Source organism: Pseudomonas sp. BMS12 (assembly GCF_001592875.1).
In the GTDB taxonomy this organism is placed as follows: Bacteria; Pseudomonadota; Gammaproteobacteria; order Pseudomonadales; family Pseudomonadaceae; genus Aquipseudomonas.
On sequence record NZ_LSOF01000005.1, the window covers coordinates 219,687 to 234,100 of the forward strand.

General features: G+C 64.8%; 10 protein-coding genes. 6 read left to right on the forward strand and 4 right to left on the reverse strand.

What is annotated here, in order from left to right:
- Window positions 1-9: 9 nt before the first annotated feature.
- Entirely contained in the window at window positions 10-633 is a 624-nt protein-coding gene (gene ycaC / locus AYB31_RS04440) for an isochorismate family cysteine hydrolase YcaC (protein ID WP_068826179.1), read from the reverse strand.
- Window positions 634-668: 35 nt separating this feature from the next.
- Window positions 669-2,270 (reverse strand): MFS transporter, encoded by a 1,602-nt coding sequence (locus tag AYB31_RS04445; protein ID WP_068826180.1) that lies wholly within the window; start codon window positions 2,268-2,270, stop codon window positions 669-671.
- A 271-nt stretch (window positions 2,271-2,541) separates the two neighbouring features.
- Here AYB31_RS04445 and AYB31_RS04450 point away from each other — a divergent pair, with 271 nt between their 5' ends.
- A complete protein-coding gene (locus AYB31_RS04450) occupies window positions 2,542-2,961 on the forward strand; it encodes a DoxX family membrane protein (RefSeq protein ID WP_068826182.1) in 420 nt (139 codons plus the stop codon).
- Complete coding sequence (locus AYB31_RS04455; protein ID WP_068826184.1) at window positions 2,958-4,205, forward strand: OprD family outer membrane porin; 1,248 nt, start codon at window positions 2,958-2,960, stop codon at window positions 4,203-4,205. Before AYB31_RS04450 ends, AYB31_RS04455 begins: the two co-directional genes overlap by 4 nt.
- Here the strand turns inward: AYB31_RS04455 and AYB31_RS04460 are convergent.
- Window positions 4,188-5,381: a YbfB/YjiJ family MFS transporter gene (locus tag AYB31_RS04460; protein WP_068826185.1), complete on the reverse strand. Its 1,194-nt coding sequence runs from the start codon at window positions 5,379-5,381 to the stop codon at window positions 4,188-4,190. The genes AYB31_RS04455 and AYB31_RS04460 overlap by 18 nt on opposite strands.
- Window positions 5,382-5,512: 131 nt before the next feature.
- Here AYB31_RS04460 and AYB31_RS04465 point away from each other — a divergent pair, with 131 nt between their 5' ends.
- Window positions 5,513-6,394, forward strand: coding sequence for a LysR family transcriptional regulator (locus AYB31_RS04465; RefSeq protein ID WP_068826187.1), 882 nt, complete (start codon window positions 5,513-5,515; stop codon window positions 6,392-6,394).
- A 125-nt stretch (window positions 6,395-6,519) separates the two neighbouring features.
- Here AYB31_RS04465 and AYB31_RS04470 read toward each other — a convergent pair whose 3' ends face one another.
- Window positions 6,520-7,428 (reverse strand): LysR family transcriptional regulator, encoded by a 909-nt coding sequence (locus tag AYB31_RS04470; RefSeq protein ID WP_068826188.1) that lies wholly within the window; start codon window positions 7,426-7,428, stop codon window positions 6,520-6,522.
- A 188-nt stretch (window positions 7,429-7,616) separates the two neighbouring features.
- On the opposite strand from AYB31_RS04470, the gene AYB31_RS04475 reads away from it, so the two are divergent.
- Genes AYB31_RS04475 through AYB31_RS04485 form a run of 3 tightly spaced genes read left to right on the forward strand, consistent with a single transcriptional unit; the run spans window position 7,617 to window position 14,385 of the window.
- Window positions 7,617-8,594, forward strand: a complete 978-nt coding sequence (locus AYB31_RS04475; RefSeq protein ID WP_068826190.1) for a response regulator — start codon at window positions 7,617-7,619, stop codon at window positions 8,592-8,594.
- Between the two features lie 38 nt (window positions 8,595-8,632).
- Window positions 8,633-8,986, forward strand: coding sequence for a response regulator transcription factor (locus AYB31_RS04480; RefSeq protein WP_068826191.1), 354 nt, complete (start codon window positions 8,633-8,635; stop codon window positions 8,984-8,986).
- Window positions 8,983-14,385: an ATP-binding sensor histidine kinase gene (locus AYB31_RS04485; protein ID WP_068826193.1), complete on the forward strand. Its 5,403-nt coding sequence runs from the start codon at window positions 8,983-8,985 to the stop codon at window positions 14,383-14,385. Before AYB31_RS04480 ends, AYB31_RS04485 begins: the two co-directional genes overlap by 4 nt.
- Window positions 14,386-14,414: the final 29 nt, after the last annotated feature.

The window sequence follows — 14,414 nt, forward strand, 5'->3', positions numbered from 1 at the left end:
CCCGCCCGCTTACTTACCGATCAGGGTGAAATAGCTGGTCATCAGGTTGCGGTAGTTGGGGATGTGATTGGACAGCAGGCTGCCCAGCCCTTCGATGTCATTACGCCAGTCGCGGTGCAGCTCGCACGCTACGCTGAACCAGTTCATCAACTGCGCACCGGAAGCACTCATGCGATTCCAGGCAGCCTGCTGCACGGTCTTGTCGAAGGTACCGGAGGCGTCGGTCACCACGAACACGTCAAAACCTTCAGCGAGCGCCGACAGGGTCGGAAACGCAACGCACACATCGGTCACCACACCAGCAATGATGATTTGCTTCTTGCCGGTCGCCTTGATGGCCTTGACGAAGTCTTCGTTATCCCAAGCGTTGATCTGTCCGGGGCGGGCGACGTAGGGCGCATCCGGGAACATTTCCTTGAGTTCAGGCACCAGCGGACCGTTCGGTCCCTGCTCGAAGCTGGTGGTGAGAATGGTCGGCAGGTTGAAGAACTTGGCCACGGCGCCCAGCGCCAGCACGTTGTTCTTGAAGTCGCTGGGGGTGAAGTCCTGGACCAGGGAAATCAGTCCGGACTGATGGTCGACCAACAGGACAACTGCATCGTCCTTGTTCAGGCGCTTGTAGGGGGTGGACATGGTTGAATCTCCTTTCTCGCTTGGTGGATGACACTTCAAGTTCGCGGGGCGGCGAGCAGGTGGCGAATACGCACCGGCACGTCGGCCTGCTGGTAGCGTCGAGCAGCCGCTTCGATGCGCTGCTCGGCACGGGTGACACGGCCGTGGTGGCGCAGATGCTCCAGCCACGACTCGTCGAAGAAGAACTCCTGCCAAAGGTCAGGGTCCTCGGCGTCCTGCACCAACCCCCAGGAGATGGCGCCATTGCGCCGGCGCATGCGTCGCACATCCTGCATGGCCTGGCGAAATGCCTCGGCATGCTCGGCGGCGATGCGGTATTCGAGGGTGACCAGCACCGGACCGCGCTCACGGTCCAGGGCACCATCCAGCAACGGCGCCGGCCAGTGCAGGGAGGGCGACAGGTCATCGGCATGAGTCGCCGGTAAGGCAAACCAATGGCGGCTAACGATACCGAGCAGAAGCAGTGCTCCCCCGCCGGCAAAGGCCGCCGTTACCGAGACATGGCTGGCCAGCGCCCCCCAGGCGATACCACCAAGGGCCGAAGCGCCGAAGAACACCAGGATGTACACCGACAGGGCGCGGGCGCGTACCCAGGCCGGCACCGAGGTCTGCGCCGCCAGCTGCAGGCTGGACAGCACGGCGATCCAGGCCGCGCCACTGAGCAGCATCAGGGGCGCCAGCCAGACGAAGGAACGTAGCCAGGCCATGCCCAGCAAAACCCCGGCATAGAGGATGCTGGCGACCGCCACAGTGGCGTCGCCGCCAAAGCGCGCACGCAGACGCGGCAGCAGCATGGCACCGCCTATTGCGCCGATGCCGACACAGCCGAGCAGGATGCCGTAGTCCAGCGCACTGCCAGCCATCTCCCGGCGCACCAGCACCGGCAGCAGGGCCATGCCGGCGCTAGCGCCGAGAAAGAATGCCGCCGTGCGTACCAGTACCGCCTGCAGCGGCCGCGCGCTACGCGCATAACGCACACCGGCACGCAAAGCGCCAAACAACCGTTCAGCCGGCAGCACCGACTCGCTTGGGGCACGCTTCCAGAGGAACAGGGCGAGGATCACCGCGAAGAACGACACGGCATTCAGGGCGAAGGTCAGCCAGGGCCCGCTGAGGCTGACCAGGATGCCTGCCAGCGCCGGACCTATGGCCCGCGCCACATTGACCCCGAGACTGGACAGAGCTACCGCCGCCGGCAGCTCATCGCGCGCGACGATCTCCGGCGCCAGCGCCGACCAGGCCGGCATCATCAACGCCGTGCCAATACCCATGGCAAAGGTCAGCGTCAGCAGCAGCGTCACCGTCATCAACCCGGTCAGGGTCAACACCGCCAGAACCATTGCCACGCAGGCCATCCATAGCTGCACAACCAACAGGTAGCGACGCTTGTCGACGATGTCGGCCAAGGCTCCGGCCGGCAACGCCAACAGGAAGATCGGCAGCGCACCAGCGACCTGAACCAGCGCCACCGCCAGGGGGCTGGCCGAGAGCGAGGTCATCAGCCAGCCGGCACCGACCTCGTGCATCCAGGTGCCGATATTGGAGGCGATGCTGGCGAGCCACAGCCAACGGAACACCCGCACCCGCAGCGGTTGCCAGGGCGAATCCACGGTGCCTTGCGCATTGTCCACGGCCATTGGCTCAGATCACCGAAAGCGCAGGCAGGCGCCGCTGATTGACCGTTTCACCGCCCTGCCACGCCATGTTGATCATGGACACCACTCCTCTAACTGAATGGCACCACTATCCGCGAGCCCCTCAATGCTGGATTGCACGGATGTGCTCGATTGTCCCCGACCCGCGGGCGGCAGCGACGGAACCCGACTACGCGGCACACAGCACATGGCTGCAAGACGCTAGCGGGCAGGCTGGTGATAGTGCCCATTCATTTCACGGGAAAACTCCAGCATGTCCACACACACCACTGACACACTGCCCGCGCCGCAAGCCTGGGCCTTGCTACTGATGCGTATCGGCGCGGCACTGATACTGCTGCTGGTACATGGCCTGCCCAAGCTGCTCCACTGGCAGGACGAGCTGCTACGCATCGAGGACCCTCTGGGCCTGGGCGCGCAGCTGACGCTGAGCCTCGCTGTATTCGCCGAAGTACTCTGCCCACTGCTATTGATGCTGGGTCTGTTTGCTCGCTTGGCCTGCCTGCCCGTGCTGGTCGTACTGCTGGTATCGCTGGTACTGGTACATCCGGAGTGGAGCCTGGAGCAGGGTCAGTTCGCCTGGTTGCTGCTGGCGCTGTACGCCGGACTCGCCATTAGCGGCCCCGGCCCACTGGTGGCGCAGCGTCTGCTGTACCGAAGTGCATCGGCATGAGCCGCATGGCTGCTCTGGTGGCCTGCATGCTGGCCTGCACGTCAGCCCAGGCTGCCGAATGGTCGCTGTTGGCACGCAACTATCTGCTTCACAACGAGTTGCATGAGCCTGACCAGAGTTTGCGGCAGGAGTGGGCACAGGGCTTCATCGTCAATGCCTCCGGTGAGCCATTCGGGCGCGGCGAGCTGGGCTTAGGCGGCGAGATCCACGGATTCCTCGGTCTCAAACTGGATGGTGGTCGAGGTCATGCCGGTACCGGGCTGCTTCCGCTGGACAGCCGTGGCACCGCCGAAGACAACTACGCCAGCGCTGGCGCAGCGCTACACCTGCGCTGGGGAGAGAACCGCCTGCGCTACGGCGAGATGACGGTGGAAACTCCGTTACTGGATACCGGCGACAAACGCCTGCAACCCGAATATGCCAATGGCTGGCTGCTCGACAGCCACGCCCTGGACGGCCTGTTACTGCAAGCCGGGCGCTTCACCGCATTCAAGAACCAGGATGCCAGTACGGCCCATGGCGACTTCGCCGGCTACGGCGCCTCTACCCGCCACGGCGGACTCAGCCTGGCCGGCCTGCGCCGTGCCAAACCCAGCTCGGCCTGGGGCGGCGCGCTGTATGCAGGGCGTCTGGATGATGCCTGGGACCAGGCCTATGCCAACCTCAACGCCCACCTCGGCCGCTGGTCCGTGGACGCCAACCTGTACCGCACCCGCGACAGCGGCGCGGAACGCGCCGGAGCCATCGATACCCTGGCCTATAGCCTGCTCGGCAGCCTTAAACTCGGCGACCACGGCTTGAGCCTGGGCTACCAGCGGGTGGAGGGCAACACGCCTTTCGACTTCGTCGGCGGCGACTCCATCTACCTGGCTAACTCGGCCAAGTACGCCGATTTCAACGGTCCCGGAGAACGCTCATGGCAGCTGCGCTATCAATGGACGAGCCCGGCCCTGCCTGGTCTCAGCCTCGCGGCCCGCTATGTGCGCGGCAGCGGCATCGACGGTACTCGTGCCCCATCCGGCGGCGCCTATCAGGCGCTCTACGCCGACCTGCCGCGCCAGGGCCGTGGCGGCCGCCACTGGGAGCGCGATCTGGACCTGCGCTACGAGGTGCAGAGCGGCCCGGCCCGCGACCTGGCCCTGAGCCTGGCGCACGTATCGCACCGAGCCAACGCCGCCCAGGGCAGTGCCGACCTGGACCGCGTCTACCTGATTCTCGAATACCCACTATCGGGTAGTTTCTAAACCCCTCAGCAAGGCTGGCACCTCCAATGCCAGAGCTAGCAGCAGCGCCGCGCCGGCCACCATGAACAGCACGGCGTAGTGCCCCTCGCTGGCCGAGAACAGAGCCGAATAGGCGTAGCCGGCAAGCGCCTGGAAGGTGGCGAAGGAGACTGTGGCGCGGCTCCACGTCGCATGCTGCCCCGGATGATCGGTGACCAACTGGTGCACCCGCGCCAGTGCCAGCGGCACGATACCCGGCGGGAACGAGCCGATCAGCACGGCCGCTAGACCCAGCACGCGCATGTCCGCGCTACCGACCAGCATGCCGAGAGCGACTATCTGGATCACCAGCACCAGGCGGATGGCTGCCCGCGCACCGAAACGGTCGGCAAGAAAGCCGTATGCCACTGGCCCGACAATCGCCCCCACCCCATAGAGAATCCAGATCAGCACACCCGTGTGCGGATCAGCCCCCAAGCCGCGACTGACGTAGTCGACCAGAAACATCATCGGAGCCACCAGACCAACCGCCATCAGCGCGTACTGGGCGAACAGTAGGTAGACACCCGGCGAGCGCCCCGCCACACCCTTCCCTGCGGCGACCTGCGGGAGCTCCGCGGGCCAGCCGAACCAGCTACTGGCGGTCAGCAAAAGTGCCACCAGGCCGAGGCCCACCCAGGTCTGCAGCAGCCCTTGGGCCAGCAACAACGGCAACAGAGTGCCGGACCCGGCAATGCCCAGGCCCACGCCGAGAAAGATGGCCCCGCTGGCCAAGCCACGGCGATGTGGCGCCACGTGCGGCAGCACCGCACTCGCCGCCAGTACCATGATCACGCCACCGGCAATGCCGGAGGCCAGTCGCCAGACAAAGAACCAGGCCACGGACACCGGTACCGCACAGGCGAAGAAAGACAGGGTGACCAGCACCATCATCGCCCGCAGCACACCCGCGCTCGACCAACGCGCAGCCAGTGCCCTTCCACCCAGGGCGCCGAGCAGATAGCCCGCGAGGTTGGCTGCGCCGAGGTAGACCACCGCCGAGGCGGAAAACCAGTGGGCGTCGATCAAGGCGGGGATCAACGGGGTATAAGCAAAACGGGCCAGGCCAATGCCGATCAGGCTGGCGCACAGTCCGGCCCAGATCGGCAGCCACGGCGAGCCGCGCGAAGGCGCGACGCAACCTACTCCAGCATTCATGACGACTCCTCGCACCCACGAGGGGTGCCTATCGATAGCGTTGTGCCGATGATAGGAGGCTTGACGCATGAATAAACGCAGCGTTATCAAACACCACCAATGCAAAATTGCATCACAGCCTGGAGCCCGCGATGAACTGGGATGACGCCCGCATCTTTCTTGCACTGTGCCGCGAACAGACATTGCGCGGTGCCGCCCGTGTGCTGGGGGTCGATCAGGCGACAGTCGGACGGCGCCTGACCTCGCTGGAGCAGGCTCTCGGCGCCACCCTGTTCCTGCGCACCTCCGCCGGCTACAGCCTGACCGCTGCCGGCGAAGTGGCGATGGCCGCGGCACAGAACATGGAGAACTCGGCAAGTGACCTGCAGCGGCAGATCCTCGGCATGGACGGACGCATGAGTGGCGAGGTACGTGTTACCACCACCGAGTCCTTCGCCCTCGACTTCGTGATTCCTGCCGTTGCCGCCGTGCGCCGTGAACATCCTGGCATCGAGGTCAAGCTGCAGGCTTCCAACCAGATGCTCAACCTGGCTCGCCGCGAGGCAGACATTGCCGTGCGCAACGTCAAGCCGGACAACCCCGACCTGATCGTGCGGCGCATCGCCCGCTGGAGTGCGGGCCTGTTCGCCACTGCCGACTACCTTGCAACACGCGGTGCGCCCTCACCTGGCAGTGCCTTTGCCCAGCATGACCTGGTGCTCTACCAGCCCTATCTGGACAGTGGGCGCGAAGTAACCCTTGCCGGCGAGCCGATCCACCAGGGCCAAATCGCCATGACCTGCACCTCGGGCCTGATGGTTCGGCGCGCAGTAGCTGCAGGCCTCGGGCTCGGGGAAATCCCCCTACCCCTGGGCTTGCGCGACGGGCTGGTGCGTCTGTGGCCCGAACGCGAGCGCACGCCTTACGACATCTGGCTGGTTACCCACAAGGACGTACGCCATACCGCTCGCGTACGGGTGGTCATCGATGCAATTGCCAAGGCCTTTGCTGCCGCGACACCTCTCAACGGATAAGCAGCGTCTGCGCGGCACCCTGATACGGGTAAGTCCGACTGAAATCCGTCCTCTTCTGCCCCGCTCTCCAAACAAGCTGAACCACCACCCAGGCGCTCCCGCTCAGCACTCTTGCAGACTCATGCTCACCGGCTGGCCAACATGAACTCGGTAATGCGCTCGCGTAGCCAGCGCTCCGCGGGATCGTTGTCGTAGACCCCGCTCCAGACCATCGACAGCTCCGCCTTGCTCACCTCGAAAGGCGCATCGTCGGCCCTCAGGCTACCGTCCTCGACGAGCGTGCAGGCCGCATAATCCGGCACCGTGGCGATCATCTCGGTATTGCGCAGTAGGGCGCGCAGGCTGCCGAACTGAGGCACGGCGAGGACCACCCGACGGCAGCGCCCGACGCGCTCCAGGTCCCGATCGATGTTGCCGGACAGATCCCCGGAGAACGACACCAGCGCGTGCGGGCGAGCACAGTAATCGTCCAGCGTCAGCGGGCCGGGACGATTGTCACCGCGCAGTACCTTGACCCCGATATCGCGCAACTTGCGTCGTTTGGCGTTGGCCGGTAGCTCGGTGGTGTAGCTGACGCCAACGGAAATCTCCCCGGAGGCCAGCAGCGCCGGCATCAGCAGATAGTTGGCGCGGCGCACCACCACCACGATATTTGGCGCTTCGCACTGCAGTGCATTGAGCAGCGCAGGGAACAGGCCGAACTCCGCATCATCGGAAAGGCCCAGACGAAAGACATTGGTACTGCTGGCTGGATCGAAGGTCTTGGCCCGGCTGACCGCGCTGGAGATGACATCCATCGCCGGGCGCAGTTCCTCGAAGATATGCTGGGCGCGCAGGGTCGGCTCCATCTGCCGACCGTTGCGCACCAGCAGCGGGTCGTCGAACAGATCGCGCAGGCGGGCGAGCGCCGCACTCACCGTTGACTGGGTGATGAACAGCTTCTCCCCCACCCGGGTCAGGTTGCGCTCGATCATCAATGCCTCGAATACCACCAGCAGGTTCATGTCGAGGCGACGCAGCTCGTTTCGGTTCATCGAACCTCGTCCAAATATGCGGTGACTCCTGCAATTTGAGCACGCGTGCAACAGCTCGACTTGAACATTTGTGCGAATTACCGATTCGTCTAACTTTGCCTTGAGAAGCTGTCAGACATCCTCTACGGTAAAACCAAATCGCTGTGAAGCGACCAAGTATTTTTCCTTGTAAAACAACGAGTAACGTCATGATTCGGCTAGGCGAAGCTTGGCTCTCGATGGAGCGACGAGAGGCCTTTCTGCACGGCGAACCGGTTCGACTCGGCAGCCGCGCATTCTCCGTTCTGGAGATGTTGCTGGCGGCCCCCAATCGCCTGGTGACCAAGGACGAACTGATCGACGCCATCTGGCCCGACACCGTGGTCGAGGAGAACAATCTGCAGGTGCAGATCTCAACCCTGCGCCGCGTGCTTCAACTCGATCAGCGCGTACTGGAAACCGTGCCGCGCCGCGGCTACCGCCTCAATATCTGCAGCGAAGCGGCGTCGCTCGCCCTCGTATCGCCTCCGGACGACGATGACACTTGGAAGTCTCTGGCCCATGTCCATGTGGTGGACGACGAGCCTGCCGTCTGTGCGGCCCTGGTGCGCCTGCTGCGCGCCATGGGTATTGCCGCCACCGGTCATGCCTCGGCCGCCGCGTTCCTTGCCGAGTGTGTGGTCGAGCGTCCAGCCTGCCTGTTGTTGGACGTGCGCCTCAACGAAGGTAGCGGCTTCGACCTGCTCGACGAACTGACTCGACGCCAAGCCCCCTTCCCCATCGTTTTCATGACCGGCTTCGGCACCATCGACATGTCCGTGCGCGCCATGAAAGCCGGTGCCCTGGGCTTTCTCACCAAGCCGGTGAACGAGGACCAGTTGCTCTGCGCCGTGCGCGAGGCGATAGAACGTGCCCACACCCGCCACGCCGAGAGCACCCTGTGTCGTTCGGTGTGTAGCCGCTATGCCTGCCTGACCGAGCGCGAACGGCAGATCTTCGCCTGCCTGATACGCGGCCACCAGAACAAACAGATCGCGGCAGACCTGGGCCTGCAGGAGGTCACGGTGAAAGTGCACAAAAAGCACATCATGACAAAACTGGGCGCCAGGACCCTGGTAGACCTGCTGATGGTGGGACGAGTCCTGGGCATGCTTCCGGACTTTCACCCGCAGGCCGAGCCGGCCTGAACCCTCCGTCAACACGTCCACTCAGCAGTAGGCCCTCCATGCCGATCGTTTGCGTCATCGACGACGAAGCCTCGATCCGCAAGGGTCTCACCAATCTGCTGCGCTCCGCCGGCTACCAGCCGGTGGGCTTCGCCTCCGGAGAAGGTTTTCTGTCCTCTCCATGGCGGAGCAAAGCGGCCTGCGTTCTGCTCGATTTGCAGCTGCCCGGCCTGCAGGGAGACGAGGTAGTACGAGCGCTCAATGCCGAAATCCCGGTCATCTGCCTGTCGGCCCAGACTGATGAGCAGCAGATTGCTACCTGTCTCGCTCAGGGCGCGCGCTTTCTGGCCAAGCCCTGTGAAGCTGAGACGCTTCTGAACACCATCGCCAGCTGCCTGGAAGCGCGCCCATGAATGCCATTACAGCGCCCGCCGTCGGCAATCCGCGTTTCGACGAAACCTGGCTCGAGCACGTCGAATGGCAGTGCCTCGACCAGGCCGGCGAGCTTTCCCGCTGGCAAGTGAGCGACGCCCTTGCCGGGCGCCGCTGGCTGGTGATGCGCGCCAGCCCCCGCGCCTCCCTGTGGGAGCTGACCCGCCTGGATCGCGAGTACGCCCTGGGCGCGAGCCTTACCGAAGACTGGGCAGCACCAGCCCTGGCCCGACTGAGCACCGCCGAGGGACCACTGCTGGTGCTCGATGACGACGGAGGCAAGCCACTTTCGAGTTTTGTCTCCCTGGCCGTGTCGCTCGAACGCTTCCTGCAACTGGCCATTGCTGCCAGCGCTGCGCTGGCGCAGCTACATCGTAAAGGTCTGGTACACCGCGACATTCGCCCGGAGAACCTGATCCTCGCCGCCGATGGCAGTGTGCGCTTGACCGGGTTCGCCTTCGCCATGCCACCGCATGGCAACCCGGATGAGGTGCCACCGCTCCCCGACTGCTCGCTGGCCTATCTACCACCGGAACAAACGCTGTCACCCCGCGGCGACCTCTACGCTCTCGGCGTGACCTTCTTCCAACTGCTCACCGGCCGCCTCCCCTTCAGTGCCACCGATCCGGTGCGCTGGCTGCACCAGCACGTGGCCATCACGGTACCGAGCCTGAGAGCCTACCGCCCTGGCTTGCCGCCAGTACTGGATGACCTGCTCTCCTGGCTAATGGCCAAGCAACCCGGCCAGCGTCCCGAAACCGCCCACCAACTGGAAGCGGAGCTGCGCCGTTGCCTGAATGAATGGCGCGAGACCGGCACGATCCGCCGCATATCGCCACTGCTGACGCCCGGTGACGACGACACGCTAGTTGGTCGTGATGCCGAACTGGCCACGCTGCAGGCCGTTGTCGCGCGCCTGCGGCAGGGCATGGGCGGTACCGTGCTGATCGGCGGCGAACCCGGTATCGGCAAGACCTCGTTGGTCCGTCGACTGTGCCGTGAGCAGTCCGGCGATACGCTGCTATTCGCCCATGCCAAGTGCGAGCAGTCCCGCCACCGCCAGCCCTATGCCGCGCTCTGCGCTGCCCTGACCTCGCTGTTCACCCGCCTGGCCGGGGATACACCGAGCGCAGCGCAGCGCTGGGGCGTGTACCTGCGCGAAACACTCGGCCACAACGGCGGCTTGCTGGCGCGTCTGATTCCAGAACTGGAATGGCTAACCGGCCCGCTCCCGAGCCCTGCCAACGCCCCGCCGGTCAGCGAGGCACGCCGCCATTTTCATGGCCTGCTGAGCAATCTGCTGACTTCCCTGGCGGGGCGCGAGCAGCCGCTGGTGCTACTCCTCGATGACGTGCAATGGATAGATCCGGAAACCCATTCCTTCCTGATCGAACTGCCATCATCAAACTTTGACCGGCTCCTGCTGATCGCCACCTACCGCAACCACGAAACGCCGAGCCAGGAGCTGGATGCCCTGCTCACACGCTGCCGCAGCCTTGGCGCACGCGCCCTGGAAGTCGTCCTGACACCGCTGGCGGCCCGCGATATCGCCACCCTGCTGCCGGCAGAGCTGAACCTGCCCGCCGACGAGATGGCTCTACTGGCCGAGCGGTTAAGCCGACGTGGCAGTGGCAACCCCCTGTACCTCGCGCAACTGGCAGCCTTGCTGCGGGAGTCCGAATGGGTCGTGGGCGACACGGCGCAGCTCGAAGACGTCGCCGAGCTGATGCAACTGCGCCTGGAACGTCTGCCGGCCTGTACCCGCGACACCCTTGGGGCACTAGCCCTGCTCGGCAACCACACGCCGATAACGCACCTGGCTGCGGTATGCGATTGCCAACCGGCGCAGCTACTCAATCGTCTGCGACCGGCCCTGAAGGCCGGACTGGTGGCGGAAGATCACGAGGGGTTCTCGTTCACCCATGACAAGATCTGGGAAACGGCCAAGGCGCGTATACCCCAGCACCTGCGCCACACCATGGCGGTGGAGTTCGCCTCCGCGCTGCTCCACCTGCTGACCGACGATGCCGAACCGGACGCGGTGTACCGTGTGGCCGCGCAAGTACTACACGCCGCCGATGCGCCATTGCAGGAACGGCAGCGCGCCACCTTCATCGCGCTGCTGATGCGCGCCGCACGGCTGGCCATTACTGCGGCGGCTGCCTCGACCGCGCTGGAGCATCTCGGCCAGGCCCAACGACTCGCCAACAGCGACGTCGACGCCGGAGTACAGCGGGAGATCGCGCTACTGAGGGTCCAGGCACTGATTCTCAGCGCCGACTACGTAACCGCCGAGGCGCATGCAGCAATCCTGCTCGACACCACCAGCGCACCACTGCAACGTGCCGAACTGTATCGTCAGCGCTGCGAGATCCGCTCCTTGTGCGGCGATTACGCTGGGGCCGTGAAGACAGCGACACAGGGGCTGGCCGAGCTGGGCGTAGTACTGCCGCTGAATGCGCCCAAAGGCCACGCCGAACAGTCCTGGCAGGAGCTGCAGCAGGCCATGGGCGAGCGCTCACCGGAAGTGTTCGCCAGCCTTCCGGAGATCATCAACCCGGATATGCAGGCGGTCATCGAGCTGCTTGCCGCAGTGATGATCCCGGGTTCATTCATCCAGCCGGATCTGATGTTACTGAGCACCTGCCGCATCGCCACCCTCAGTCTCGAGTTCGGCATGAGCACTCCGGCGGTGCAGGCCCTGGCCTGGCTCGGAGTCGCCTGTGCACATCGTTTTGATCACTATCAGCAAGGCTTCCAGTTCGCCACCTGCGCCAGGCGCCTGGCCGAACAGCCACAGCACGCGGGCAGTCGTACGGCGGTGCTGGTTGCCCTCGACCAGGTCAGCGTCTGGACCCGACCACTGCCATTCGCGCTGGAGTGCGCCGAGTCTGCCTTCCGCGCCAGCCTGGCGCAGGGTTCGCCGAGCTTCGCCTGCTACGCCAACAACCACATCGTCTCCGACCTGCTGGTGCTGGGCGCCCCCATCGAGCGCATGCTGCGACAGATCGATGCCGGCCTGGCCATGGCGCGCAACCTCGAATTCATCGACGCCCAGAGCATCCTGCACGCCCAGGCCCGCTATATCCGACGCCTGGCCGGCGACCGCGCCGACAGTATTCCCGTACTGCCTTACGACGAGCTGGCCGAACGGGTGGCGTGCAGCACGATGGGCCCACTGCACTTCTGGTGGGAACTGTACGAAGGCCTGTTGCGCTTTCTCGAAGGTGATTTCGAGAAGGCCGCCCGCCATCTGGATGAAGCTTGGGCCCTGACCTGGTCCGCACCGGCGCATATCCATCTGATCGACCTGGCCCTGTTCACCGTACTCAATCGTGCGGCCCTGCAAACCGCCACCGGCCGCGCCCAGGCGTTCGACCAGCCAATGCAGCGCCTACGTCTGTGGGCCGAGTTGAATCCACGCTATTTCACCGACCGCCTGGCGCTGGCCGAAGCCGAGCTGCTGCGCCTGGAAGGTCGCAGCCTGGAAGCCCTGCAGCGTTACGAGGAAGCCATCGCCAAGGCTGAGCACTGCGGCGCCGTCCACATCAAGGGCCTGGCCCACGAACTGGCTGCACGTGGTCACCAGGAGCTGGGCATGCAGGTCGGTTTCCGCACGCATCTGCGCCACGCCCGCGATGCCTGGCGGCGCTGGGGCGCACACACCTTGGCTCAGCAGCTGGAGAACGAACACGCCTACCTGCGCGAGCCGCAGGCGCCGGTACAGGCCTTGACCGGCGGCCAGCAACTGGATCTGCTTTCCATCACCCGCGCCTGCCAGGCTTTGTCGCGACAGATCGAGCCCAGCGCCTTGATCGAGACGCTGCTAGCCAACGCCGCCGTGCACGCGGGCGCCACCTACACCGCACTGCTGCTGAGCGAAGGCGATGGCCTGCGTGTGGCAGCCGTAGGCCTGGCCGGCAGTCGCGGCATCGACGTGCATCTGGAGCCGCCACCCGCCGCAGGTGCAGCAGCCCCCTTGAGTCTGGTGCGGCAAGTAATGCGGTGCCGCGAACCGCTGGTAATGGGAGGCGCAGAGGCGCTAAGACGCTTCGGCGAGGACGCCTACCTGGTGCGCGTAGAGCACGGCTCGCTGATGTGCGTGCCGCTGCTCATGCAGAACGAAGTGATCGGGGCGCTGTACCTGGAAAATTGCCTGAGCCAAGGCGCCTTCGAGCCGGCCAGGATCGACGTAATGGAACTGCTCGCAGCCCAGGCGGCGATTTCCCTCAGTACGGCGCGGCTGTACAGCGACCTGCTCGCGGAGAACCAGCGGCGCAGGGATAGCGAGGGCACTCTGCAGCGCACCCAGGCGCTGATGGCCATCGGTCAGGCCGTGAACCGCTATGGCACTTTCCTCTGGCGTCACCAGACGGAGCCTTCGTTCTGGTCGCCACGCTTGATCGACGAACTGGGGCTGCCGGTGCCTTCTGACGGTGGTCACCTGCAAGACCCCGCCGTGCTGATCCATGCCGATGACCGTGCGCGCTTCATACGGGTGCTCGACGAGGCCTGCGAGCTCCTGCTGCCGTTCCGACTGGAGTGTCGGACCGTGGCTCTGGACGGCTCGCCGCGTCACCTGGAGCTGGCCGGCGAACCAGATGGCGAAGCCTTCATCGGTGTGGTCTGTGACATCAGCGAGCGACGCCAGGCCGAGGTCGCCCTGCGCAGTGCCCGTAACGAACTGGACCGCACCTCACAGGCCACCATGCTCGGTGAATTGGCCGCATCCATCGCTCACGAGATCAATCAGCCGCTGGCGTCGATCCTGTCCAACGCAGGAGCCAGCCTGCGCTGGCTGGATCGACCTCAGCCGGCGATCGCAGATGCCGTAGAGAGCCTTCAGGATATTCTCGACGAGGGCCGACGCGCCGCCGATATCGTCCGCTCCATGCGCACCCTGGCCCGCAGAAAGCCGTTGCAGCGCAAGCCGGTCGCCTTGGAGCACATCATTCTACAGGTGCTCGAGATTACCCGGACCGAGCTGAGAGACAAGCACGTGACACTTAGCCTGGACCTGGCACCGGCGGCACTGGTACTGGGCGACACCATCCAGTTGCAGCAGGTCCTGCGCAACCTGATCGTCAACGCCGTGGAGGCCATGCAGTCGCTGCCACCCAGCATCCGCCATCTGCATATCCAAACCCTACCCGCAGGTAGCGACATGCTGATCCTCGTCGAGGACAGCGGCCCGGGCGTAGCGGCAGACAAGCTGGGCAAGATTTTCCAGGCCTTTTTCAGCACCAAGACATCCGGGATGGGCATGGGCCTGGCCATCTGCACGTCCATCATCTCGGCCCATGGCGGAGTACTCGGCACAACGCGAGGACGTCAAGACGAGAGCCTGTTCTTTTTCACCCTGCCCGTTCATCGGGACTGAATCCTTCAGGACTTTTCAGGATCTGCAAA